The organism is Novipirellula galeiformis, assembly GCF_007860095.1.
In the GTDB taxonomy this organism is placed as follows: Bacteria; Planctomycetota; Planctomycetia; order Pirellulales; family Pirellulaceae; genus Novipirellula; species Novipirellula galeiformis.
The window spans coordinates 72,482-96,027 of record NZ_SJPT01000003.1 but is presented as its reverse complement, the minus strand read 5'-3'; the positions used below and the strand labels follow the sequence as shown (position 1 = coordinate 96,027).

Genomic DNA, 23,546 nt, shown 5'->3' with positions numbered 1-23,546 from the left:
AAGCTTACGAGTTTTACGAATCAAACACGACGCTGCATCGGCTTGCTCGCAAATGCTCCCTATCCATTCGCTGGAGCGGTTAATGCTTTGATTAGGGGACAATCCAGCGAGCTGACTTGGTTTTGCCGGTATTGATGCAGCAGCTCTTTGGAGCGTCCCGCTAGCATGCGTCGCACTTCGCGTCGCTTTCCTTTGACGCGTGGGATCACCATCGAATCGTAGGCGGTCGTTTGGTGCCGCATCCAGGCGATCACGGCGGCCTCGGCGCGTTGTTCGACCGAGATCCGTTTGGTACGAGCGACCGTTCCGCTACCGACCGGCGTGGCGTGATCAGTAATCGCTCGCGCCATCTTGCGAGCAATCGCGTCATGTAGGGGATGAAAATCGAGATAGGAGACGACCGAGTCGAAAAATTCATCGACGTAAGCCGCTTGGGTTCGATCGCGTCGTTGTTTATCGGCAACCTTGCGTTTGGCGTAGCTTTCGCTTGAACGCTCGACCTCGAGCACCGCCTTTATTTTCTCAATGGTGGTTGCGGGAGCCCAAATTCCCTTGGAAAACATTCGGCGTCCCTTTTTCTCTTGAACGATCCAGTGCTCACCTGCCGCTTTCACACGACGTGTCAGCGCGGCGTCTCCCGGGGGCAATAGAGCCCAATGGGCGGGCGGGGTGTGGGTTTTGCCTTCCGAATCACGGACGGTGTTTTCGGTCGGTCCGGGGGCGAACGTCTGGTTGCTCATGCTGGCTTTGACTAAGCTGGGGTGGATGTACGATGTCGGCTTCCGCAGACATCGACGCGGGTGGTTACGAAATCGGACTGATCCTCAATCCGACCGTTACTCAATTTGAGATTTTCGTTTTATGTACTTTCGTCTCGCCAGTCGATTACTTCTCGAACCCGACAAGCGTCTGCTCGCAAAAGCGGCGTGGACCTTGGGGGTTCGCGGTTTGTGGAGTGTTCACAAACACAAGCAACGATTGAAACGCGGAGACTTTTTCCCACCGTTTTTATATCTGTCGGTGATCAACAGCTGCAACCTACGCTGCCAAGGTTGCTGGGTCGACGTGGCTGCCAAACAACATCGGATTGAATTCGAGGCCGCCAACAAAGTGATTGCCGAAGCCAAAGCGATGGGCAATCGTTTCTTCGGCATTCTGGGTGGCGAACCTTTCATGCACAAAGATTTGCTCAAGATCTTTGCTGCAAATCGCGACGTCTACTTCCAAGTTTTCACCAACGGCCATTTCATCACCGATGAAGTCGCCGCAGAACTGCGCCGCCTCGGCAATGTCACCCCCCTGATCAGCGTCGAAGGCTCCGAAATCGTCAGCGATACTCGGCGCGGCCGCGAGGGCGTGTTGAACCAGACGATGCAAGGACTCGAGACCGCCCTTCGCCATCGGTTGCTCGTCGGTGTTTGCACGAGTGTTTGCAAATCGAATATCGACGATCTGGTCAGCAACGCTTGGGTGGACCGCTTGATCGAGATGGGGGTCATGTATTGCTGGTATCACATCTATCGCCCGGTGGGTCCCGAGTCCAACCCCGACCTTGCCTTGTCGAGCGAAGAGCAACGCCGGGTGCGGCAATTTGTAGTCGACACGCGAGCGACCAAGCCGATCGTCGTGATCGATGCCTATCACGACGACGCCGGCAATGCCCTTTGCCCGGCTGCCACCGGGTTCACCCATCATGTCGGTCCGTGGGGTGATATCGAACCGTGTCCGGTGATCCAACTTGCCACCGAATCGATCCACGATGATCGATCGCTCAAAGACACGTTCAATCAGTCTGAGTTTTTGCGAGACTTTCGTGAACTGACCGCTCAACACACACGCGGCTGTGTGATCATGGAGCGGCCCGACTTGTTGGTCCAACTTGCGGAAAAGCATGGTGCTCGCGATACGACGGCTCGCACCAAGGTGATCGACGAACTCAACGCCGTCTCGCCACGTCGCAGCCAATACCAACCGGGCGATGAAATCCCCGAACGCAGCTTCGTCTATCGCTGGGCCAAGAAGTACGCCTTTAACGACTTCGGAACCTACAGCCGGCATTTCGATGCCAGCAAGTACCAAGACCCCGATCAATCCGCGGGCGATGCGAAACCGAAAAGCGAATTGCCGATCTTGAATCGCGAAGCGATTGATCCGGGACGATGATCCTGGTCGCGACGGGCTTGGCAAGCTTCGAGGACCGTCGACTCCGCTTCTAGACCTGTTTCGATTCCCGCTGCTTCGATTCAGGGCTGAGAAAGACACGGCAATGAGTGATCATTGCAGCAACAGATTTACAGCGGAGTGTGTTTCAGGGATTCGTCAAATTCAAGGGTTCGTCAAATTCGGTGCCCAAACCGTCGCTGACAACGCCGGTATCTCCCCATCCTCCGGGAACGTGCTTGGCAACGCTTGATGAAGCATCGCCGACAATTCCTTGACCGTCGCGGCATGCGACTCAGCATCGGCAAGATTATTTTGCTCGGTCGGGTCCGCGTCGTGATCGTACAGCTCTCGTCCCGCTTTGCCTTCGTCCCATTCGGTGTACCGCCACTGAGGCGTACGCAGGCTGTAGCCAAAGAATCGGTTCTTCCCGCCACCGCGTGCGACTTGCGTGAGCGTCCATCCACGACCTTTCTGTGCTGGATCTTTCAGGATCGGGACCAGTGATTGACCTTGCAAATTGCCGGGCGATTTGACACCACACAGCTCCGTCAGCGTAGGGTACAAATCGATCAATCCGACCGGAGACGGGGCGACTTTGTTCTCTGCGGCCCCAGGTGCGGCGATGATCATCGGCACCCGAGCACTCTCTTCAAACAAGCTCATCTTTTGCCACAAACCATGTTCGCCCAGATGGTAACCATGATCGCTTGTAAACACGACGATTGTATTTTCGGCGAGCCCCAACGACTCCAGACGGTCCAACACCCGGCCGACTTGAGCATCCATGAACGTGATACTGGCAAAGTACGCTTGAATCGCTTCGCGTCGGAGTGGATCGGTTAGCCGTTCATGCTCTTTTTTGTGACTGCCCAGCGCCGCCTTGGGAAGATCCTTGACATCGTCTTGGACATTCGCGACCAACGGCATTTGAGTGCGATCGTATTGTTCAAAGTAAGGCTTTGGAGCCACATACGGAGTGTGGGGGCGATAAAAACCGACCGCTAAAAAGAAGGGACGGTCGTTGCGTTTTGCACATCGCTCGAGCACCCAACACGCGTCGTCGGCCAACATCCCATCAGTGTGCAACCGATCGCCCCGCGGGGACGCATACCAAGACAACGTTCCGCCGAATGCATTTTTGCGAAGCGAAAAGATATCGGGCTCTTCTAGCAACCGATCGCATCCCGCCGGATTCAGCTCGAGTTCCCAGGACCCCGGATCGTCGTGCCCGTTGGTGCCGACACTTTTGGGAACATTGTAGTGATATAGTTTTCCAATCCGAGCGGCGAAATAGCCGTCCAACCGAAACGCTTGTGGCAAAGCGAGATGCGATGGAATCGTTTGCCGAAAGATTTGACTGTTTTGATGGATCCCCGTACTGTTGGGATACAATCCGGTCAGCATCGAATTCCGACTTGGTCCGCACAGCGGATATTGACAATAAGCTCGCTCGAAGCGAACCCCGCGACGAGCAAGACGATCGAGATGAGGCGTTTTCACCAATGGATGACGATAACATCCGACGGCGTTATTGAGGTCATCCGAGATCAGAAACAACACATTGGGACGCGTCGGAACCGTCACCGCAGCGGGTTCCTGAGCCGACTCCTGAGCCAGCACGATTGCGACATCGACCAAGCCGATCCAAGCCAGCCCGACCACCCCCAAGCTCCCGCACCGTACAAGCGATTTGAGTTTACAAAACATCCGGCAACAAGCTCCAAAAGTGGCAAACGGCAGCGGGCCAAATCTGCGCTCGCGGTAAACAATCATACACGCCCCCCGCTTCGATTGAAAAAACGACCCCGTCGGGGCTTTGGGGAATCGCACGGGCGGGCGCGTCCATCACGCGTGGTAAGACGTCCCTCTCACGCGATGAGGTGCCCGTCACGCGATGAAATCGCATGGGATTATGATAAAACTTTGCCAATCCCTCCTGCGGATGGTTTGAGCTTTGAATGCAACCGAGTCATAATCCGAAACATCAACTTTGAGCTTTCCCCTATCGATCCCCCTTGGAGATTCCTGGATGCCCCGCCTGCCCCTTTCCCTTCTCTCTGTTTGCCTCAGTTTGGTGACGCTGACCGCGTTTGCCGACGAACCCGCCAAAAACGCGTCTGAATTTGTCACGTTGTTTAATGGCACAGATCTTGACGGTTGGGATGGTGACCCGCGTTTTTGGTCGGTCAAAGATGGCGTGATCCATGGCGAATCGACCAAAGAACTGACTCCCAAAGGCAATACATTCCTGATCTGGACCGGCGGAAAGCCACAGGACTTTGAGCTCCGACTCTCCTTCCGTTGTACTGCGACGAACAACTCGGGAATCCAGTACCGATCGACACGCGTCAGCGGCAAAGGCATCGGCAACGATTGGGTTGTCAAAGGCTACCAACACGAGCTGCGCAACGAAAACAAATTCCCCAACGTTCCCTCGTTCATCTATGACGAGCGTGGCTCGCGTGGTCGAATTTGCTTGGTAGGCGAAAAAGCGGTTTGGACTTCCGAGGGCAAAAAAGTGCTCGACAACTCGCTCATCGACGCCGCAGCCTTTAAGGAATTGATGAACATCGACGACTGGAATGACGTCGTCATCATCGCCAAAGGAAACCACATTCAACACTTCCTCAATGGCAAACTCGTCTTGGATTTCACCGACGAACATCCCAAACTCGCCCTCCACGAGGGAGTGATTGCGTTGCAAATCCACGCCGGGGCACCGATGTGGACTGAATTCAAAAACATTCAGCTTCGCGAAATCAAGTAACAAGCTTCGCTTTACGATTCCGTCAAAAATGAAAACGCCGCATGTGGCAGCCACATGCGGCGTTTTTCGTTTGATGTAGTGACCGTCGCGTTCGCGGTGGACCGCGTTCTTGTAAACACAGCTACAGCATGCATCCCACGTCCTTTTTCAAAATGCCCTCAATACAAAAACGCAACGTCAAATCGCGTCGGCGAGGGCCCCATCAAGCGTGAAATTTCCTCGCTGACGCGATGGGTTATGAAATTTCCAGGTTAACGGTCGATTGGGCGGTCTGTTTTCTACACAGTGGGGTTTGAAGAAAAGCAGCGGTGTGATGCGTTATCATTACATTGGCTTCGAAGATCTCTTCTTATCTTCCACTCGGGCATCCATCATGTTTCGATCGGCCACGTGTGCGTCCTTGACCCTACTTTGCTGGTTCCTAGTTTGCTGGCCCGATGGCTCAGCCAATCTCGGGGCGACCGAAACGCTGACGCAATCCCAGCGTGATTTCTTTGAAGCAAAGATCCGGCCAGTGCTTGTCAAAGAGTGCTATGGATGCCACTCCACTCAAACGGGCAACGCCAAAGGGGGCTTACGACTCGACACCAAAGAGCTCGCCGAAATGGGAGGCAATAGTGGGGCAGCCATCGTTCCGGGAGATCTCGACGAAAGCCTGCTGTACAACGCGATCACCCATCAAGATTTCGTGATGCCACCGAAGCGAAAGCTTTCCGAAAATGTGATCGCCGACTTTCGCACTTGGATCGAAATGGGAGCACCGGATCCTCGCATCACGGCCCCTTCAGTGCTGAAAACCCAAATCAGTGACGAAGACATCGAGCAAGCCAAAGCGGAGTTCTGGGCTTACAAGCTGCCACAGAAATCGGCGGCTCCGGCGGTTCAACATGCCCAATGGTCTCGCACCGTGGTCGATCCCTTCATCCTTGCCAAGCTCGAAGCGTCGGGGATGAAGCCCGCCGCCGATGCCGAGCCACAGCAAATCCTGCGTCGCTTGTGCTTTGACCTGATCGGCTTGCCACCAAGTCTGGAACAGCTCGAGTATTTCGAAAAGCACTACCACGACGATCCCGACAACGCGATCGCGTACGTTGTCGATCGATTGCTCGAAAAGCCACAATTTGGTGAACGCTGGGGACGTCACTGGTTAGACGTGGTTCGCTATGCCGAATCCAATGGCCGCGAAGTCAACATGACCTTTCCCCATGCGTGGCGTTACCGCGACTATGTCATCGACGCGTTCAACGAAGACAAACCCTACGATCGATTTTTAAAAGAGCAACTCGCGGGCGATTTGTTACCCGCCGATTCGGATGCCCAATGGGCCGAGAACTTGATCGCGACCGGCTTTTTAGCGATCGGTCCGAAGAGTTTGGCGGAACAAAATCAGACTCAATTCACTGCCGACCTGATCGACGAACAAATCGACACGACCACCCGTGCGATGCTGGGCACTTCGGTAGCATGTGCGCGGTGCCACGACCATAAATTTGATCCGATCCCGCAAACCGACTACTACGCATTAGCTGGCATTTTCCACAATACAATCGCCTATTACGGAACCCCGGCGTCGAAGTATGGGAACATCCGCGGCGCCCAAAATCGCCATTCCAGCAACCTGTTGCGTTTGCCGGTGGAAGACCCCAACGAATTCGACCGCCGCTTCTCGACGAAGGAGCTCGCCACACTGAATGCCGAGCTTGAGGAAACGATCGAGGCGTTAGTCGAATATCGCCGAAATCGTCGCCAAAACGCTGCGTCCAATAACGTCTCGGTGCAAAACTTCGTCCGTCTGCAAAGCAAGGCCGAAGCGTTGTCCTCGATCCTCGGTGGCGTCGACAAGGCGGGCAATCCGAACTCGTATTGCATGGGCGTCCAAGCGGTCGAGCAGCCTCGTGATGTGCGCGTCCTGGTGCGTGGCGAAGTCGCTCAACCGGCGCAAATCGTGCCGCGAGGTTTTCCCCGCGTGCTGAGCGAGCAAGCCCCCGCGATCCCCGCTCAATCCAGTGGACGCCTCGAACTCGCCCAGTGGATTGCCAGCCGCGACAACCCGCTAACCGCCCGGGTGATGGTGAACCGAATCTGGCAACATTTAATCGGCCACGGGATCGTTCGCTCGCCCGAGAATTTTGGAGCGACGGGACAACCGCCGACGCATCCCGAATTGCTCGATACCTTGGCAATCGAATTCATGGATTCAGGATGGTCCGTCAAGTCGATGGTGCGTCTCGTTGCAACCTCGCGAGTCTATCGGATCAGCACCCGGTTTGACCAAGCCCACTTCGAACAAGATCCCGATAACGAGCAATACTGGCGAGCCACTCCCCGGCGACTCGACGCCGAGGCGCTTCGCGATGCGATGCTTTTTGCTTCTGGAAATCTCGACCTCCAACGTCCCCGTGGATCCGAAGTCGCCAAGGTGGGCTACATGCGAGTCCGCGACGGCAATCTGTTTAACCCCGCTTCGCTTTTGACCGCGCAGGGTGTGGGCCGAGATGCGATCGGGATGAACCGAATCGGCACCGCTGGAGTGATGAATGATGGGCCAATGAATAATGGGCCGATGATGGGGCGACCGGGGATGCTGCGTCCCATGATGGAGCAAGCTTTGGCGAACCGACGCAGCGGTGGCGATCGACTCGACATGACCGCCGCGACCTTCCGCAGCATTTACATGCCGATCGTACGAGGACAAGAACCGCGAGCATTGAAGGTGTTCGACTTTGCTGAACCGAGCATGATTGTCGGAGCACGCGAATCGTCTAGCACTCCCAATCAATCGTTGTTCATGATGAACAATTCGTTTGTGCTGAACCAATCCGATGCCTTGGCGAAACGTGTCTTGTTGTCGAGCCCACATCGTGATGAACAAATCAAGATGTTGTTTCGAACGCTCTACAGCCGTGATCCTTATCCATCCGAAGTGGCTGCGATCGAGTCGTTTGCAGAGCAATTCCAGGTCGCTGGTCATGAATCGGTGCGAGCCACCAAAACGCTTTCGGCGATTTGCCAATCGTTGCTGGCGTCTGCCGAATTTCGTTATTTGGATTGACGTGTGAGTCATTGCCAACGGATTTTGAAGTTGCGAGTTTTTCACAACCCGAAGCGTCCGCGAGGGAATCTCGATCTCGACTTGGTCCCTCGCTGATGCTTCGGGTAGTGATGTGCCGGGAAAAACGGTAACAGCACAACTTCAAAACCAACGGATCGGCCCGCTCGATCCAAACCATCACCCATTACCTATCTCCCTGCTGCCCTCGACACGACGGAACAAGGTCTCACCATGACAATTCGACTCTCGCGGCGTACCGCACTGCAAAGCGTTTCGGCTGGTTTTGGTTACCTCGCCTTTGCCGGGCTCTCGAGTATGGCGAATGCGAAGCCCCCGCAATCCAACGAGCACCCACTGTCGCCCAAGACGCCCCATTTTCCGGCATCGGCAAAGCGGGTCATCTTTCTCTGCATGACCGGGGCTCCGTCGCATGTGGACACGTTTGATTACAAGCCTCAACTCACAACGGATCATGGCAAAAGCGGCCAATACGGTGGCAAGCTGTTGGGTTCGCAATGGGATTTCAAACAGCGCGGCGAAAGCGGGCTGTGGATCTCAGATCTGTTTCCAAGTGTGTCGGCGCACGCGGACGAGTTGTGTTTAATCCGGTCGATGCATTGTGACCAACCCGTCCACCCCGCGGCACAAACCCAGATGCACACGGGAACGTCCCAGTTCGTCCGCCCTTCGATCGGTGCGTGGACGTTGTACGGATTAGGGACCGAGAACGACAGCATGCCGGGGTTCATTTCGCTCAGTGCAGCGGCCGGTCAATCTCAATCGTACGGCAGTGCATTTTTGCCCGCGATCTACGGCGGCACTCCCATCAACGCGGTGGCTCGTCGCGGCGGGGGAGGGCGGATGGGTGGCGGATCGGTCGTCCCCGATATCGCAAACCCGCGATTCACCCCCAAACAACAACGCCAACAATTAGATTTGATCCAATCGCTCAATCAAGAAAAACTTCGTCGCGAGGAACACCAACCTGGCGTCGAAGGGATCATCGAATCGTACGAGCTTGCGTTTCGAATGCAAGACACGATGCCCGAGTTGATGGACTTGTCGGGCGAATCCGAGGCGACGCTTCGCATGTATGGTGCCGACGGTGGTGACACTCAACGTTTCGGTCGTCAATGTCTGCTGGCCCGTCGGTTTGTCGAGTCGGGAGTACGTTTCGTGGAAATCAACCATGGCGGTTGGGATCATCACACCAACCTCTCGACCGACCTACCCAATCGCTGCAACGAAATTGACAAACCGATCGCAGGTTTACTCAACGACTTGAAACAACGCGACATGCTCAAAGACACGTTGGTAATTTGGGGAGGCGAATTTGGGCGCACCCCGGCAGCTCAAAACGGCGACGGACGCGATCACAACAACAAGGGTTACACGACCTGGATGGCAGGCGGAGGCGTCAAGGGCGGGTTCAGCTACGGGGCGACCGACGAACACGGCTACGCGGCGGTCCAAGACAAGTGCCATATCCATGATTGGCACGCCACGATCCTGAATCTGCTCGGCTTGGATCACGAACAATTGACCTATCGCTATGCCGGTCGCGACTTCCGTTTGACCGACGTGCATGGCAACGTGGCCAACGCCATCATCGCTTAGCGGATTCCGCGATCCCTGCAGCGATCCCTGCACGCTCGACTAGCCTTCACCGGCCAAACAATCGAGCGCAAAACGCGTTGTAGTCTCCATCCCGAAAATCACTCCGCTTGGGAATGAACGCGTACAGAAAAGGCTCAGGACAGACCAGCAATCCCTTTCGAGTTCGATACGCTTTGAGGGTGGCCGTATCCCACGCATAGACTCCCAACGGCGTTGACAACTCGAGTCGGCCGGAATCCAAGCGGAGCGAGCACTGCACATCGTGTTGCAGACCATGGTCGAGCAGCCGTTGGCGAATCCGGGCTTTGGCACGGTGCACCATGGCGAGGTAAAGGCATGTCGATATCCCCATCGATCCCAACAACGCCGCGACAAAACCTAATGGACTATCGAACCGGGCAAGCGTGATGACAATCGCGGCCACACTACAGAGGATCATCACAAGTGAACCAAAGAACAATCGATAGGAATACCGGCGCAACAGAAACTGCGATTCGGCAAACTTGAATTGCGCCCTCGTTGCCGAAAACCAAACATCTTCATCGCCGCTGCTAACGGAAGCCTCCGAGTGGATCACCACCGGCTGGTAAGGATTAATACCATCGGTCATCGTGTCATCCCAGCGGTCCAAGGTCGGGTGTCTGAAACGGTCGGCTTTCCTACCATGCGTAGTACGGCCATAGTCCCTCGCCTGATTCCCCTGCGGGGATTTCGACAACGCCTGAGCTTTGTCCCAACGAAACAAGGTCTCCCGAGCCTTGGCTATGCACCGGTTCCGCCGTCCCGTGCGCCGTCATCGTGACAAGTCGCAACCACCACAGCGGCAACGTTTTTTCGCCAGGGTTTTCCAGTCGAACCTGCGTGCACCGCGGACGCCAGTTCACTTGACCACTTTGCTTTGCTAATAGCGGCAACGCAAACCGAAGTCCCCCGATCACCGCGCTGACGGGATTGCCGGGCAAGCCGAGAATCAACTTCCCCTCTTCGGTGGCGGCACCGAGAATGGGTTTCCCGGGCCGAATCGGCAGCCCATGAAAGACCACCTCGCCGCCAACATCGCGTACTCCATCGGGCACATAGTCGTAATCGCCCATCGACACGCCACCCGTCATGATGACCGCATCGGTTTGCGGCAGCAGACCGGATAACAAAGCGGTGAGCGTTTCACGATCGTCGCATGCATGATGAACCGCGTTGATCGTGATCCAAGGCTTTGACTCAAACAACGAGGCCAACGCAATTTGGTTGCTGTTACGAAGCTGCCAAGGCTTCGGTGCTTCCTTGTCGAAAACACCCACTTCATCCCCCGTCGTGATCAGGGTAACGCGAACCGGCGAGTAAACCGTTGCTTGATAACAGCCGAAATTTGCCATCGTAGCGCGATGAGCCGCATTGATTTGAACCCCTGCGGCGAGAACACGACTACCCGATTTTGCATTCTCACCAGCGCGGCGAATGTTCTCGCCCGTCGGAGTCGACATCGCCACCTCTAAAAACCGAATCGCGTTTTCCAACTCTTCGGTATCTTCACGTTTCACCACCGCGTCGGCTCCATCGGGCACCAGCGCCCCGGTGAAGATACGCATGATGGATCCCGCCTTCATCGGCGGCGGCGGGGCTCCGGGAACGCTTTCCCCCGCGACAGGAATCGATTCGCCCAGACGCAAGTCACTCCGCCGGATGGCGTAACCGTCCATCGCCGAAACATCCGCAGCGGGACTGTCGCGATCGGCAATCACGTCTTCGGCGAGCACCCGGCCAAGACACGCCTGCACCGCGTCTTCGACCTCGACGATACTCAGTCGTGCCGCCAGTGCGGTGATCGCTTCCTCGGGGCTACAAAAGGCAAACTTTTTAGCTGACATCCGTTAAATCTTCAGGAGTGTTAATGTTGTGGCAACAAGCCGCTGATAACGTCACGCGGTGGTGATCATGGGATCCGAGCCAGCGAAACAAACTACGGCTTTCGGATTCAGCCAATTGTCGAAGCGGGCCCGCAAAACGAATCGGGTAAATTCCGACTAAAGGTTCTAGTCCATCGGACTCAGCAACGGTGATTTGATCCCGGGCGTGCCAGTCCTCTTTCAGCGATTCCAAATCTTTCCCGCTCAACATCGGCATGTCCACGGGCGTGACAAAGCAAGCGTCAAAACCGTGACGGATTGCATAATCAAGTGCCGCCGCGATTCCCGTCGCCGGACCGCGATGTGCGACGGGATCCACAATCGTGGGAACTGCGTGAGCCACCGTAGAATCCCCACTGACGACGACCGCGTCACAAACATTAGCAAGTCGCTTGATCGCGTGGCTCAAAAAGGTTTGTCCACTGGGGTGTGCCAACGCTGCTTTGTCGCGGCCCATTCGCGAGGATTTTCCACCGCACAACACGACCCCGAGTAAGCGTTGCTTGCCAGCATCATCGAGCGACGTGGCCGACAGGTTCACGGTCGCGCCTCGCTCACTTGGCTTGTTTTTCGAGGACATCTTCGACCCAGGATCGTGCACGCATCATCGTCGGAAACCCGATCGTGGGCGCGGAAACGACTGCAACATGCCGCAGTTCATCCGCAGTGCAACCGGCCTCGAGCGCTTTTCGCGTGTGGGAATGGGCTGCGCCTTCGAGACCTGCGCCCAAGGAGATGGCCAGCTTGACCAAGGCGACTTCACGCGGCGAAAGGGGGCCGGCTTTACGCGCCTCCTCGCCAAACGATTCATACGCTTGCATGTATTCGGGATAACTTTTGTGCATCTGTTTATACGATTTTGGAATCATCGAAACGACTTCCTTTCTAAGTAAGATTGGATTTCACAAGCGCTTGGATCAACGACTCGATCGTGTACGGGTCTGCTTCACATGCGACCGTGTAACCGAGTTTACGCACCGCCGCGGAAGTGATCGGACTCAAGGTCGCCAGCTTCGCTTGCTGCATCGACTCACCGAGCATTTGGTGCAAACTTTCCGCCGTCGCGCTACTGGTCAACGTGATCCAATCGATTTGCCCCTGTTTGGCCCATTGCAGGACTTGGGGATCAGGAGTGGTCACATCGGTGTGCGCATACGCGACCACTTGGGTTACGTCGGCCCCGGCCTGTTGTAGCGATTCATAAAGCAGGTCGCGACCGCGGCTCGCGCGAACAATGGTGATCCGTTTACCCTCGACCTGCCCCCTCAATTCTTCCACAAGCGATTCAGCGGTGAAGTCAGGGGGCACAATGTCGGCGTGCAAATGAAAGTCGGCGAGTGCCGCAGCGGTCTGCTTTCCAACACACGTTAACTTGCAATTGGCAAAGGCGCGCATGTCACGCCCCGTTTCGAGCACGCGTTGAAGAAAGTACTGAACTCCGTTGCGGCTAAAAAAGATGACAATATCTTGTTGGGCAAGCGACTCGATTGCGGCATCAACCTCGTCCCAATCGCCGGGCGGTCCGATTTGGATTGCCGGTTGGATTAAAACGGTCGCCCCGAGATCACGCAACGGCGAGGCGAGCTCTTCGGCTTGCTCGATCGGCCGGGTGACGAGAACGGTTTGTCCAAATAACGGTCGCTGTTCGAGCCAATTTCGCGTTTCGGTCAACTCGGCGACCGGTCCGATAATGACGATCACAGGGGGGCGAATTTTGTTGGCCGGACTCAAACGATCGGCAACCTCGTCCAACCGACAGCGAAACGTTTGTTGGTCATGGTGGCTACAGCGGCGGACAATGGCCACCGGCGTGTCGGCCGGTTTGCCGTTTTCGATCAGCGAGCGCGTCCAAGTTTCGGCCGTTGTGACCCCCATGTAGATCACCAACGTCCCTGGAAATCGGGCCAACGCCTGCCAATCCAGCGCCGATTCTGGCTTCCCCGGCTCCTCGTGACCGGTGACCAAAGCGACCGCGGAGGCCAATTTTCGGTGCGTGATGGGAATTCCCGCATAAGAACCTGCCGCTAAAGCCGCCGTAATTCCAGGCACGATCTCGTAGCGGATGCCTGCCTTCGACAAGGCGTCGACCTCTTCGGCGGTGCGAGCAAAGACCGCCGGATCCCCCCCCTTTAGACGGGCGACCACTCGGCCATTTCGAGCATGCTTGAGCATTTCCTCGATGATCTCTTCCTGACGCCAAATCCTTTGCTGGCCATGCTTTCCGACGCAAATGTGCTCTGCCCGAGGGGCGTGTTTGAGCAATTCGGCATTGCTTAGCCCGTCGTACAAAACGACATCACTCCTCCGCAAAAGCTCTGCCCCGCGAAGCGTCAAAAGCCCAGGATCCCCTGGGCCGGCACCGATTAAATAGACCATGCTGTTCATGGTTTGATTTTCACCTTAAAAGTTCACTCTGGACAGACGGCAGACAGGGTGGCATACTATCGAACCTTCAATTTCCTTTTTCCGATGATGGACGCCTACCAGAGCGCGATAAACCGAAGATGCCAAATACCGAAAGTGCAAAAAAACGGCTTCGTCAGAACGTCAAACAACGTCTGTTAAACCGTTCCCTCAAGAGCAACATGCGCTCAACGATCCGTAGTGTCCGCGAAGCTGCAGCCACCGGTGACGGCGAGAAGGCACAAGCTGCATTCCGTTTGGCAGTCAAAAAGCTGGACCGCGCAGCCAGCAAGAACGTGATCCATCGCAATGCTGCGGCCCGCACCAAAAGCCGTCTGAGCAAGCTCGTTAAAGCTGCTGGCGCGAAGGCGTAACCCCTTCGAAGCAGATCGTTGCCGAGTGATTCACGAAGCAGCGTTTAAAAAATTCAAGAAAAAAAGCCACCAACATTGAATGTCGGTGGCTTTTTTCATAAATGGACTCAATCAGGGTGCCTAGGTCATCGACCCAGCGCTCATGCGTTCCAAACGAGCCCAGCATCCCCGAGTCGCTTCTTGGTTTCTTGCATCAACGCATCTTCGTCGGCTTCGGTTGCCGCGACGTAGGTAACACTGAACCGCAAAAACGATCCCGCATCGTCCCAGGGAACCGTCACGATACCAAACTGCTCGATCAAGTAACGGGTAGCGTCTTCCGCCTTGGCAAACGTTACGCCCGACTTCGTTCCACTGGGCGACTTGGTGTACAGAAAATAGGTCCCGCCCGGCATCTCGCACTCGAAACCGCACTCATTCAAGGTCGCGACGAGTTTTTCTAACCGGCGACGGTACTTGGCGTTGATCCGTTGCGGAATGGAATCATCGTCCAATGCCGCTGCGGCCGCTTTCTGGGTCGCCATGAATTGGCCGCTGTCGCTGTTGTCTTTCACGTCTGCGAACGCGGAAACGATGCGAGGGTGTCCGCACACGAATCCCATACGCCATCCGATCATGTCGTAACCCTTGCTCATCGAGTGAACCTCGACTCCGACATCCATCGCACCGGGCGTTTGCAAAAAGCTCAACGGCTTTCCGTCAAAGGTCAACAGGATGTGAGCGGCGTCTTGAACGACGACAAACTCTTTTTCTTTGGCGAGCGCGACGACCTTTTCATAAAACTCAGGCGTCGTGGTACGACCGGTTGGCGAGTTGGGATAGTTCAGCACCATCAATTTGGTACGCCGATAAACATCATCAGGAACGGCATCCAAATCGGGTAAGAAACCATTTTCGGCAAGCAGTGGCAATTTGAAAACTTCGCCACCGTAGTAACGCGTGTGGGTGCCCGCGACCGGGTAACCAGGCACGGTCATCATCGTGATGTCGCCGGGATTGATGAAACACGCCGGCAGCATCGCGTAGGCGGGCTTGCTTCCGATACAGTGGTTGATCTGGGTGGCGGGGTCGAGCGTAACACCGAATTGCCGCTGCATAAAGCGAGCAGCGGCTTCCTTGTATTCCCCGATCCCATTGTCGGAATACCCACGATTCTCAGGCTTGTTCACCTCCTCGTTCATCACCTTACGCACCGACGCATCGGCCATCGAATCGTTTTCGCCGATTCCGAAGTCCAACAATGCTCGATCGGGATGATCTGCAAGCGCCTTGCGTTTGGCCCGCTTGATCTTCTCGAACTTGTAAATTTCAGTGTCTTTCCCATAGTTCGCACCGCCGATGCGATCTGCAAAGAGCGATTGGAAATAGGGGTCAGCAGTATTTTTATCTGAAGAGGCAGTCGACATACGGATCGGTTTCGAAGAGGGCTAGTGGCAATCGAGCTCCCGAGACGGCCATCAGCACCAAACGGTGACTCGCTGTGGCATTCCCGAACGATGCTTTAGGGTAATTTTCTCGAGACAAAATCGACAGGGGGTAGTGGCGAGGGCGCAGGAGGGAAGTCGAAATTTTGCGACTCACCGCCCCCGCTTCGATCGTCGTGGTAGTGCCGAACCGTGTTGCGGCAATGCCGGACCGTACGAAACAATAAAAGCGGCACCGTGCCCGCAGCAAACGCTGCGGGCATGATCGCGACAAACAAGCCTTGGAACGCCCCGGCAAGTAGCAAGGGAACGCCCAAACAACTAAACCCGCTGAGCGCTCCGGTGATGCTGCCAAAGACACGAATGCCTGAAGGGGTCCAGGGTTCTCGCGCGTTGGGCTGAATCGAAATCAACCAACCGCCGAGCGTGACCACGGGGATCGCGGCGAGCAACGCCAGAATCGCTCCGATCAAAAAACTGATCACGCCACCGAGCAACAGCGATCCAATCGCGGTGATGACGGTTTGAAGGTTTGCCACAGGCCACGCCGAGAACATCGAAAATAGGATCACCAGCGCGGCAAAGAATCCTCCGGAGAGCGAAATCATGGCGGTCGTATCGACGCAAACCTTGACGGTTGAACACGTCTTCTCGATTGCCACCGCCTCGTCAGACGCCACAGCGTCGTCATCGACGATCGTCGCGGCGTAAGGGTTCAGGGGAGGCTGCGGCGTTGTCATCTTTGTCTTGCCGTCATCGTTTTCAGCGGAGGTTCGCGTTAGAATAACATCCTAACCGAGATTCATTCCCCAACGCCACACTCGGGTGCGTCCTCACTCGAAACAGGTGACCTCGCTCTGTGTTTTTGAAGGGACGCTAATCCTGTTTGCCCAGCAAATCACTGCCCGACGCGTTCGTTTTGAAGTTGCGCTATTGCAGTTTTTACCAGCAAATCATAATCCGAAGCGTTAACGAGGCACCGAATCAAGTGCGATCGTCCTTCGCTAACGCGTCGGGTTATGAAAATCTCGCTGACTTCAAAACGTTGGCTTTCAAAACGTTGGCTTCGAGCCACCCACCGATCTCTCCCTTCAAATGATCACCCCCATGGCGTCTCAAGAATTCACAACAGCACAAGAACACGCCGCTCAAATCCATTCGATCCGCACTCAGTACGAAGAGCTCGCCGAACTTGCCGGATCGTTGGCGCACGAGATCAAAAACCCGTTGTCGGTGATCCACATGAACATCGATTTGTTGAGCGAGGACCTTTCGGAAATCGACTCACCGATCAGTCGCCGATCGGTCGATCGCGTCGATATCGTTCGCCAACAGTGCGAACGGATGGAAGGTTTGCTGCGTGACTTCCTCCGCTACGCTCGACTTCGCGACATCGACCTCGTCTCGGGAAACCTAAACGACCAAATCGAAACCGTGTTGCGAGCGTACCAAGCGCAGGCGGACTCCGAGGGGATCGATATTGAAAAGTACTTGGATCCCGATCTGCCCTCGATCATGATGCACAGCGATTCGTTGCAAGCGGCACTGATGAATCTCGTGAAAAATGCACTCGAAGCGATGGAAGATGGTGGCCAGCTCTGGGCCCGCACCTACCCCACTCGCACCGGCGTCGCACTCGATTTGATTGATACCGGCAGAGGCGTCGACGACAACACGGTGCTGCACATGTTCGAACCCTTTTACAGCACCAAGGAATCGGGATCGGGGCTGGGGTTACCGACCGCCCGCAAGATCATCGAAGCCCACGGCGGGCGAATTAGTGTGCAAAGTGACGTCGGCCGCGGAACCAAATTCGTCCTTGAATTTCCAACGCCCAAACGACTGGGACGATCGAGCGGCTGAACACGAACGCCCCCCACAGCGTCGTCGCCTCGTCCATTACGAGCGTCGACGACGCTTTCGTCCACTCGGGGCGAATCGCGTGCGGATCTCGCGAACCGCTTGGATCAACCGATCCGCTTCTTCGAACGTGTTGTAGAAGTAAAAACTCGCTCGCGTCGTCGCAGACAACCCCAGCGATTTGTGCAAAGGCATCGTGCAATGATGTCCCGCTCGCACCGCGATCCCATAAGTATCAAGCGTTTGCGACATATCATGAGCGTGAACGCCGTCGACGACGAAGCTGACAATGCCCGCTTTCAGCTCCGGTGTTGGCCCGATGATCCGCACCCCGTCAATCTCGCGTAACGCTTGATCGGCGTAACCGCCCAGCTCTTTCTCGTAAGCGTGAATCGCATCCAGCCCCACCGAGGTCAAATACTCAGTCGCCGCGTGCAAACCGATTGCTTCGGCGATCGGCGGCGTTCCCGCTTCGAACTTATCGGGCAGCGCGGCACAACTGAATCCGCTCGTGGTGACTTCATTGATCATGCCACCGCCGCTCAAGAACGGCGGCATCGCGTCAAGCAACGCGGCTTTACCGTAGAGCACGCCAATGCCGGTCGGGCCGCAAACCTTGTGTCCGCTGAAAACCAAGAAATCGACATCCAACGCTTGCACATCGATCGCTTGATGCGGCGCCGCCTGGGCCGCGTCGACGAGCACGGTGCAGCCCGCTTGGTGAGCGAGCGACGTCCAACGCTGGACCGGAAACTCTACGCCAAGCGTATTGCTCGATGCCGTAAAGGCAAACAACTTGGGTTGGAAACGCTCTAGCGCGTCGACCACCACGTCGTCGGTGATGGTGAAATTTTCATCCAAGGGCAGGAACTCGACCTTGCATCCGGTCCGCTCGGCAAGCTGGTGCCAAGGAACAATGTTTGCATGGTGCTCGGCAATCGTTAACAGGATCGTGTCGCCTGTGCTTAGATTTGCGTCACCCCAAGAGCGAGCGACAGTGTTGATCGCTGCGGTCGTCCCGGCTGCAAAAATGACTTCATGCGTTTCCGCCGCTCCCACAAACTTGGCAATTCCACGTCGCGCTTGTTCGTAGCGGTCGGTCGACTCTTCGCTCAGCGTATGGATGCCGCGATGGACGTTCGCATAGTACTGGCGATAGCATTGCGTCATCGCATCGATCACGGCGTTGGGACGCTGGCTGCTGGCCGCGTTGTCAAGAAACGCCAGCGGAGCGCCGCTGGAGGTGACTCGATCGAGAATGGGAAAATCGGGGCGGTAGCGATTCGCGTCAAGCGAAACGCGGCGCAAGGACTCATTCGGGCTGCGCTGGGACCCATTCAGGCTGCGCACGGACTCACTCGGATTGTTCATCAAGATTCTTCGCTTAAGCTGGGACCACCAAATTGGGGGCCATCGTCGTCGGGATCCCCATCGCCACTATCGTTGACAGGTGAATGAACGGCACTCTGCAGGATTCGCCACGAAAGCAAACAGCATTTTTGCCGGTTAGGGGTCAACTTGGGGCCAAACAACGCCAGCATCTCGTCTGCGGAGAATTCTTTCAACTCTTCCAGCGTTTTTCCCTCCATTTGCTCGACCAGCATCGAGGCGGATGCTTGGCTGATGACACAGCCCTCGCCGTCAAACCAAGCCTCGACGATCTTGCCGTCCTCGGACAACTTCAAATCGATATGGATGACGTCTCCGCACAGAGGGTTCTTCCCCTCGTCCGAGTGGGTCGCTTGCTCAAGCAGCCCGCGGTGGTACGGATCTTCGTAGTGATCCAGGACGTGTTCTTCGTAAATATCGTGTTCGCTCGGCGACATAGTGCTCTGGTAGTGGCGAGTCGAGAATGGAAATGGTCAGTGACCGAATTCATTTAAGTCTACGCACGTTGTCAAAAATCGACGAGCCCCCTCGATCTCGCATCGATTTTTCAGAACCGAATACGTATGCGAGAGGGAATCGATCTTGGTGCGGCCCCTCGCTGACGCGTCGGGATAGGATTTTCTGGCGTGTTTCGGCTGCATCAAGATGCCATCCAAGCACCGCCGGATCCTCGGCCGATATTTTTGGCCTATTGCGCAGTTTGACTCAAGTTTTGCCCCTCTAGCCGATGAGTTGGGCTTGCATCACCGATTCGCCAAGTGTTATCGCAAAGGAGATGTTCTCAAAAGACTTTGAAAGTTTGGTGACGTATGCCCTACGGTGTCTATTTATCTGCGGCTGGCGCGAATGCGCAAAGCCATCGATTAGAGGTGCTTAGTAACAACTTGGCGAATGTTCAAACGCCTGGGTACAAGCCGCAACAAACGATTTTACAGGCTCGCTTTGCCGAATTGATCGAACAAGGCGAGGTTTCGCCTGGCCTGGGTGGCGCCGACGATATCGGTGGCGGCGTGACGATCCAGCGATCGCAGACACAATTCGATCAAGGCCCGATGAAGAACACCGGCGGTGAAACGGACTTTGCAATCAACGATGACGAGTCGTTCTTTGTCGTTCAACGCGGTGAGGAGCGTTTACTGACGCGGGCGGGCGAATTCACCTTCGACCACCACGGACGCATGATCAATCCCGCGGGCGATCAAGTCATCGGTAGCGACGGAAAACACATTCAACTCGACCCCACGAAGCCCTATCACGTCGCACCCGAAGGACGAATTCAACAAGGCGATACTCGCTACGAAATCATGTTAGCGAAACCGAAAAGCCAAGGCGATTTAACTCACCTCGGCGGAAACCTCTTCAAACCACTGGCCGACTTTGATCTTGTTCCTGGCAACGGGCGGAGAGTAGTAGCGGGTCAGTTGGAGCAATCGTCCGTGAAACCGACGATGGCCATGATGGAGTTGATCGAGACCTCTCGGATGTACGAGGCGAACGTACAAATGATTAAAAACCAAGACAACGTGATGGGATCACTGATTAGTCGCGTCTTGCAATCGTAAACAACTAATTTTTGGAAACGGAGTTCCTAATGAGCGTTCAATCGCTATACACCGCTGCCACCGGCATGGGAGCGATGGAAACCAAGCTGGATGTGATCGCGAATAATTTAGCGAACATCAATACCACGGGATTCAAAAAAGACCGAGCCAATTTTGAAGACTTGCTCTATCGCACCGAAGTTTACCCCGGCGTGAAAGATGCAACACAGAATCCAGCGGCGGTCGGGACCCAGGTCGGGCTTGGCGTGCGGATCACCAGCACGCAAACGGACCAGCGACAAGGCACGCTGCAACAAACCGGGCGTGACTTGGACGTGGCCATTCGAGGCCGTGGCTTCCTCCGGGTGGTCGATCCGTCGACTCAAGAAACCATGTTCACGCGGGCCGGCAACCTCGACGTCAACGCCAACGGCCAACTCGTCATGGGCTCCGCGCAAATGGGCCGCTTGCTCGACCCACCGATCACGATTCCCAACGACGCCACCGCGATGGTAATCAACCAGAACGGTGAAGTGATGGTGCGACAACCCGGTCAAGTGGAACTCGCCAACGTCGGACAAATCCAAATGGCGCAATTCATCAACCCCGATGGATTGCTGAAATTGGGCGAAAACATGTACCAACAAACCGATGCGTCGGGCCCCGAACAAGCAGGCAACCCCGGTGAAGAAGGGCTTGGAGGACTCGTGCAAGGGAACCTCGAAGCCTCGAACGTTGAACCGGTACAAGAGCTGATTGATTTGATCACCACCCAGCGTGCATTCGAACTCAATAGCCAAGCCATCCAGGCCGGTGACCAAGTCATGCAGAACATCTCGAACCTACGTCGGTTCTAGTTTCGTGTCATCGGTTCCCAACACTCCTGCTCTTCTTTGAAACGGATCCGCCCTTCTCTGAAACGGATCCGTCACGACGCGGTCAAAGCAATACACGGTCTCTTTGGTTTGAACATGAATGCGGCCTTCTACGTCCGAATCGTCCTCTACACCCTCGCCTTGGTATGGGGTGGTTCGGAGCTGCATGCACAAACCGGCGCACTCGTTCCCGTTCGCAAATCCGCTTCCGCAGCGGCTTCCCAAACGACCTCCATCGATCAATCCACTTCGTGGACGTTTCGCATGAAGGGCCAATCGGTGGTCCACTCTCCGATTGTTCGTCTGGGCGATGTGGTGGTTCCGTTGGATCCCAATACGCCAGGGTGGTCACGCCTGAGTCGCTCGGCGGTCGGGCTGGTGCCGCTCAATGGGAAGGCAATGCGAGTCGACCGTGATCGATTGACCGATGTCATTTTGAACGCGGACGCGACCCCTCGCCGCGTTTACTGGGTCGGTCCGGACGTAACCGAAATCGTCTACGACACAACGCCCCAACCGGCGTCGCCCGCTCCGCCTTCGGCAACAACCATTCAACAAGCGAGCTACGTTCAACAGGCCGACCTCCGCCAATCGTCCCACCGAATCGATCCGGCGCAGCCCGCGGCAACGACGCTACCGAGGGCGAATCTCGACCCTTCGTTTGCCGATCGTTTGATTCAGTGGATCGAGACTGCGATCCAGCGAGCGGAACCAACATTGTTAGAGCATTACGAATTAAGCATCGATCGCCAACAACCGGCGATGCAGCATCTTGAACTGGCACGCGGCATCGAACGAGCCGACTTTCTTCACGGCGTGGAGGAGGGCGAATGCGCGCTGCGAGTCGTTTCGCGTGGACTCGATGGCACGATCGAAGTGGACCTTGCCGCGACCCTTCGGGCGCACCCCATCGCCGTCGTTCCAACTCAAAGTTTCCGTTCCGGCCATCGACTGGGCCCTGCCGACCTGACCTCCCGTCCGATCCCCCAAGACACTTGGGATGACACGTATTGCACCGATCCAGCCGAATTGATTGGCATGGAAACACGCGGCAATCTGCGGAGCAATCAGCCCATTTCACGTCATTTGGTAGGCATGCCGATGCTCGTGCGTCGCAACGACCTTGTCGAAGTACGCGTGCTCAATGGCTCGATTAGTGTGACCACCAATGCAAAAGCATTAGGCGAGGGTGCGGAATCCGAGCTCATCGAAATCGAAACACTCCAACCACGCAAACGATTGGTCGCACGTGTTGTTTCAAGCGGTTTAGTTGAAATCGTCACACGAGCGCCTCGCACCCAATAATGAACGACATGACAATCCGATTCCTGTCCCTCGCTCCTCCCGTGAGTTTCGCTCACGCGATTTCGATTTTGATCGGGATGATCGGTATTGGGATCCCGCACACTCAGGCTCAAGAGAGCTCGCTGTTGCGTCAACCGGGCCCCCCAATGCAATCGCAGGCACCGGGAGCGATGCTGCAGCCGTTGCCGATGCCACACCAACCCCAGCAACCGCCTGCATCGCCGCCGGTCCCACGAACCGCGGCGCAGGGCGCCCCCGCGATGCTGAGCAATGTGAGTTGGACGTATCAACCCGCCCCGCGTTTAAGGACGTTTCAAAAAAACGACATCCTCACGATTCGCGTCGATGAAATCACCAGTGTGACTGCGACCGGTGCCGCTGAAACTCGCAAGAAAACCCTGTATGAAGCGATTCTTTCGGATTGGATTCGTTTAACCGATTTCCGCTTGCGCCCTGACCCCCAAGACAATGGGGACCCCACGGTTGCGACCGAGTCGGAGTCACAATTCCGTAGTCAAGCATCGCTGAAATCGCGTGAATCGATGACGTTCAACATTGCCGCGACCGTGGTTGACATTCGCCCCAACGGAAACCTGGTGGTCGAAGCTCGCAAAACGATTCGCATCAACGACAACCTCTGGGAAACATCGTTATCGGGCATTTGCCGAGCGCAAGACATCGCGCCGGACAATGTGATCCTGAGCCGCGACCTGATTGATCTTGAAATTCGCAAGGAAGATCAGGGACATTTGCGAGATGGCTACAAACGAGGTTGGTTTAGCCGTTGGCTCGACCGCGTCCAACCCTTTTAACGAGCACAACATGGCATGGGCCGCCGTGATCAATCTCGGTGTCCCGAACCACCGCGCGAC

At 55.9% G+C, this 23,546-nt stretch carries 22 protein-coding genes; 10 read left to right on the top strand and 12 right to left on the bottom strand.

Annotation, left to right across the window (positions count from 1 at the left end; translation table 11 throughout):
- Window positions 1-59 precede the first annotated feature (59 nt).
- Window positions 60-740 carry a DUF2293 domain-containing protein gene (locus Pla52o_RS08595; protein WP_146594216.1) on the bottom strand — a complete coding sequence of 227 codons (681 nt, stop codon included), beginning with the start codon at window positions 738-740 and terminating at the stop codon, window positions 60-62.
- Window positions 741-861: 121 nt separating this feature from the next.
- Between Pla52o_RS08595 and Pla52o_RS08590 the strand changes: the two genes are divergently transcribed.
- Window positions 862-2,163 carry a radical SAM protein gene (locus Pla52o_RS08590; protein WP_146594215.1) on the top strand — a complete coding sequence of 434 codons (1,302 nt, stop codon included), beginning with the start codon at window positions 862-864 and terminating at the stop codon, window positions 2,161-2,163.
- A gap of 162 nt (window positions 2,164-2,325) precedes the next feature.
- Here Pla52o_RS08590 and Pla52o_RS08585 read toward each other — a convergent pair whose 3' ends face one another.
- On the bottom strand, window positions 2,326-3,870 hold the full coding sequence (locus tag Pla52o_RS08585) for a sulfatase (RefSeq protein WP_146594214.1): 1,545 nt from the start codon (window positions 3,868-3,870) through the stop codon (window positions 2,326-2,328).
- On the bottom strand, window positions 3,860-4,069 hold the full coding sequence (locus tag Pla52o_RS08580) for a hypothetical protein (RefSeq protein ID WP_146594213.1): 210 nt from the start codon (window positions 4,067-4,069) through the stop codon (window positions 3,860-3,862). Before Pla52o_RS08580 ends, Pla52o_RS08585 begins: the two co-directional genes overlap by 11 nt.
- Window positions 4,070-4,192: 123 nt before the next feature.
- On the opposite strand from Pla52o_RS08580, the gene Pla52o_RS08575 reads away from it, so the two are divergent.
- The 3 genes from Pla52o_RS08575 to Pla52o_RS08565 all read left to right on the top strand — a co-directional run bounded on the left by Pla52o_RS08575 (window position 4,193) and on the right by Pla52o_RS08565 (window position 9,599).
- Entirely contained in the window at window positions 4,193-4,930 is a 738-nt protein-coding gene (locus Pla52o_RS08575; protein WP_146594212.1) for a 3-keto-disaccharide hydrolase, read from the top strand.
- Window positions 4,931-5,303: 373 nt separating this feature from the next.
- Window positions 5,304-7,982 carry a PSD1 and planctomycete cytochrome C domain-containing protein gene (locus Pla52o_RS08570; protein WP_146594211.1) on the top strand — a complete coding sequence of 893 codons (2,679 nt, stop codon included), beginning with the start codon at window positions 5,304-5,306 and terminating at the stop codon, window positions 7,980-7,982.
- A gap of 231 nt (window positions 7,983-8,213) precedes the next feature.
- The gene (locus Pla52o_RS08565; protein ID WP_146594210.1) at window positions 8,214-9,599 is read left to right on the top strand and encodes a DUF1501 domain-containing protein; all 1,386 of its coding nucleotides are present in this window, start codon (window positions 8,214-8,216) and stop codon (window positions 9,597-9,599) included.
- 46 nt (window positions 9,600-9,645) lie between these two features.
- Here Pla52o_RS08565 and Pla52o_RS08560 read toward each other — a convergent pair whose 3' ends face one another.
- From Pla52o_RS08560 to cobA, 5 genes are read right to left on the bottom strand one after another with little or no spacing between them, the layout of a single operon-like run.
- Window positions 9,646-10,209: a hypothetical protein gene (locus Pla52o_RS08560; protein WP_146594209.1), complete on the bottom strand. Its 564-nt coding sequence runs from the start codon at window positions 10,207-10,209 to the stop codon at window positions 9,646-9,648.
- Window positions 10,210-10,258: 49 nt separating this feature from the next.
- Window positions 10,259-11,464: a molybdopterin molybdotransferase MoeA gene (locus Pla52o_RS08555; RefSeq protein WP_146594208.1), complete on the bottom strand. Its 1,206-nt coding sequence runs from the start codon at window positions 11,462-11,464 to the stop codon at window positions 10,259-10,261.
- Window positions 11,454-12,083 (bottom strand): molybdenum cofactor guanylyltransferase, encoded by a 630-nt coding sequence (locus Pla52o_RS08550; protein WP_146594207.1) that lies wholly within the window; start codon window positions 12,081-12,083, stop codon window positions 11,454-11,456. Before Pla52o_RS08550 ends, Pla52o_RS08555 begins: the two co-directional genes overlap by 11 nt.
- A complete protein-coding gene (locus Pla52o_RS08545) occupies window positions 12,058-12,372 on the bottom strand; it encodes a carboxymuconolactone decarboxylase family protein (RefSeq protein WP_197169111.1) in 315 nt (104 codons plus the stop codon). The genes Pla52o_RS08550 and Pla52o_RS08545 overlap by 26 nt, the downstream gene beginning before the upstream one ends.
- A 16-nt stretch (window positions 12,373-12,388) precedes the next feature.
- Window positions 12,389-13,888 carry a uroporphyrinogen-III C-methyltransferase gene (gene cobA, locus Pla52o_RS08540; RefSeq protein WP_146594206.1) on the bottom strand — a complete coding sequence of 500 codons (1,500 nt, stop codon included), beginning with the start codon at window positions 13,886-13,888 and terminating at the stop codon, window positions 12,389-12,391.
- A gap of 119 nt (window positions 13,889-14,007) precedes the next feature.
- Between cobA and rpsT the strand changes: the two genes are divergently transcribed.
- Entirely contained in the window at window positions 14,008-14,280 is a 273-nt protein-coding gene (gene rpsT, locus Pla52o_RS08535) for a 30S ribosomal protein S20 (RefSeq protein WP_146594205.1), read from the top strand.
- Between the two features lie 140 nt (window positions 14,281-14,420).
- Here the strand turns inward: rpsT and Pla52o_RS08530 are convergent, their stop codons facing one another.
- Window positions 14,421-15,686, bottom strand: a complete 1,266-nt coding sequence (locus tag Pla52o_RS08530; protein ID WP_146594204.1) for an LL-diaminopimelate aminotransferase — start codon at window positions 15,684-15,686, stop codon at window positions 14,421-14,423.
- Window positions 15,687-15,781: 95 nt separating this feature from the next.
- Entirely contained in the window at window positions 15,782-16,444 is a 663-nt protein-coding gene (locus Pla52o_RS08525; protein ID WP_146594203.1) for a hypothetical protein, read from the bottom strand.
- Between the two features lie 367 nt (window positions 16,445-16,811).
- On the opposite strand from Pla52o_RS08525, the gene Pla52o_RS08520 reads away from it, so the two are divergent.
- Window positions 16,812-17,567 (top strand): sensor histidine kinase, encoded by a 756-nt coding sequence (locus tag Pla52o_RS08520; protein ID WP_231612197.1) that lies wholly within the window; start codon window positions 16,812-16,814, stop codon window positions 17,565-17,567.
- Between the two features lie 36 nt (window positions 17,568-17,603).
- Here Pla52o_RS08520 and Pla52o_RS08515 read toward each other — a convergent pair whose 3' ends face one another.
- Both Pla52o_RS08515 and sufU read right to left on the bottom strand, forming a co-directional pair.
- A complete protein-coding gene (locus Pla52o_RS08515) occupies window positions 17,604-18,935 on the bottom strand; it encodes a SufS family cysteine desulfurase (protein WP_146594202.1) in 1,332 nt (443 codons plus the stop codon).
- Window positions 18,935-19,390, bottom strand: coding sequence for a Fe-S cluster assembly sulfur transfer protein SufU (sufU, locus tag Pla52o_RS08510; protein WP_146594201.1), 456 nt, complete (start codon window positions 19,388-19,390; stop codon window positions 18,935-18,937). Before sufU ends, Pla52o_RS08515 begins: the two co-directional genes overlap by 1 nt.
- 372 nt (window positions 19,391-19,762) lie before the next feature.
- Here sufU and Pla52o_RS08505 point away from each other — a divergent pair, with 372 nt between their 5' ends.
- The 4 genes from Pla52o_RS08505 (at window position 19,763) to Pla52o_RS08490 (ending at window position 23,486) form a co-directional block, all read left to right on the top strand.
- A complete protein-coding gene (locus Pla52o_RS08505) occupies window positions 19,763-20,515 on the top strand; it encodes a flagellar hook-basal body protein (protein WP_146594200.1) in 753 nt (250 codons plus the stop codon).
- 29 nt (window positions 20,516-20,544) lie between these two features.
- On the top strand, window positions 20,545-21,351 hold the full coding sequence (gene flgG / locus Pla52o_RS08500) for a flagellar basal-body rod protein FlgG (RefSeq protein ID WP_146594199.1): 807 nt from the start codon (window positions 20,545-20,547) through the stop codon (window positions 21,349-21,351).
- A 114-nt stretch (window positions 21,352-21,465) separates the two neighbouring features.
- Window positions 21,466-22,674 (top strand): flagellar basal body P-ring formation chaperone FlgA, encoded by a 1,209-nt coding sequence (flgA, locus tag Pla52o_RS08495; protein ID WP_146594198.1) that lies wholly within the window; start codon window positions 21,466-21,468, stop codon window positions 22,672-22,674.
- 8 nt (window positions 22,675-22,682) lie between these two features.
- A complete protein-coding gene (locus tag Pla52o_RS08490) occupies window positions 22,683-23,486 on the top strand; it encodes a flagellar basal body L-ring protein FlgH (RefSeq protein ID WP_231612196.1) in 804 nt (267 codons plus the stop codon).
- Window positions 23,487-23,546 lie beyond the last annotated feature (60 nt).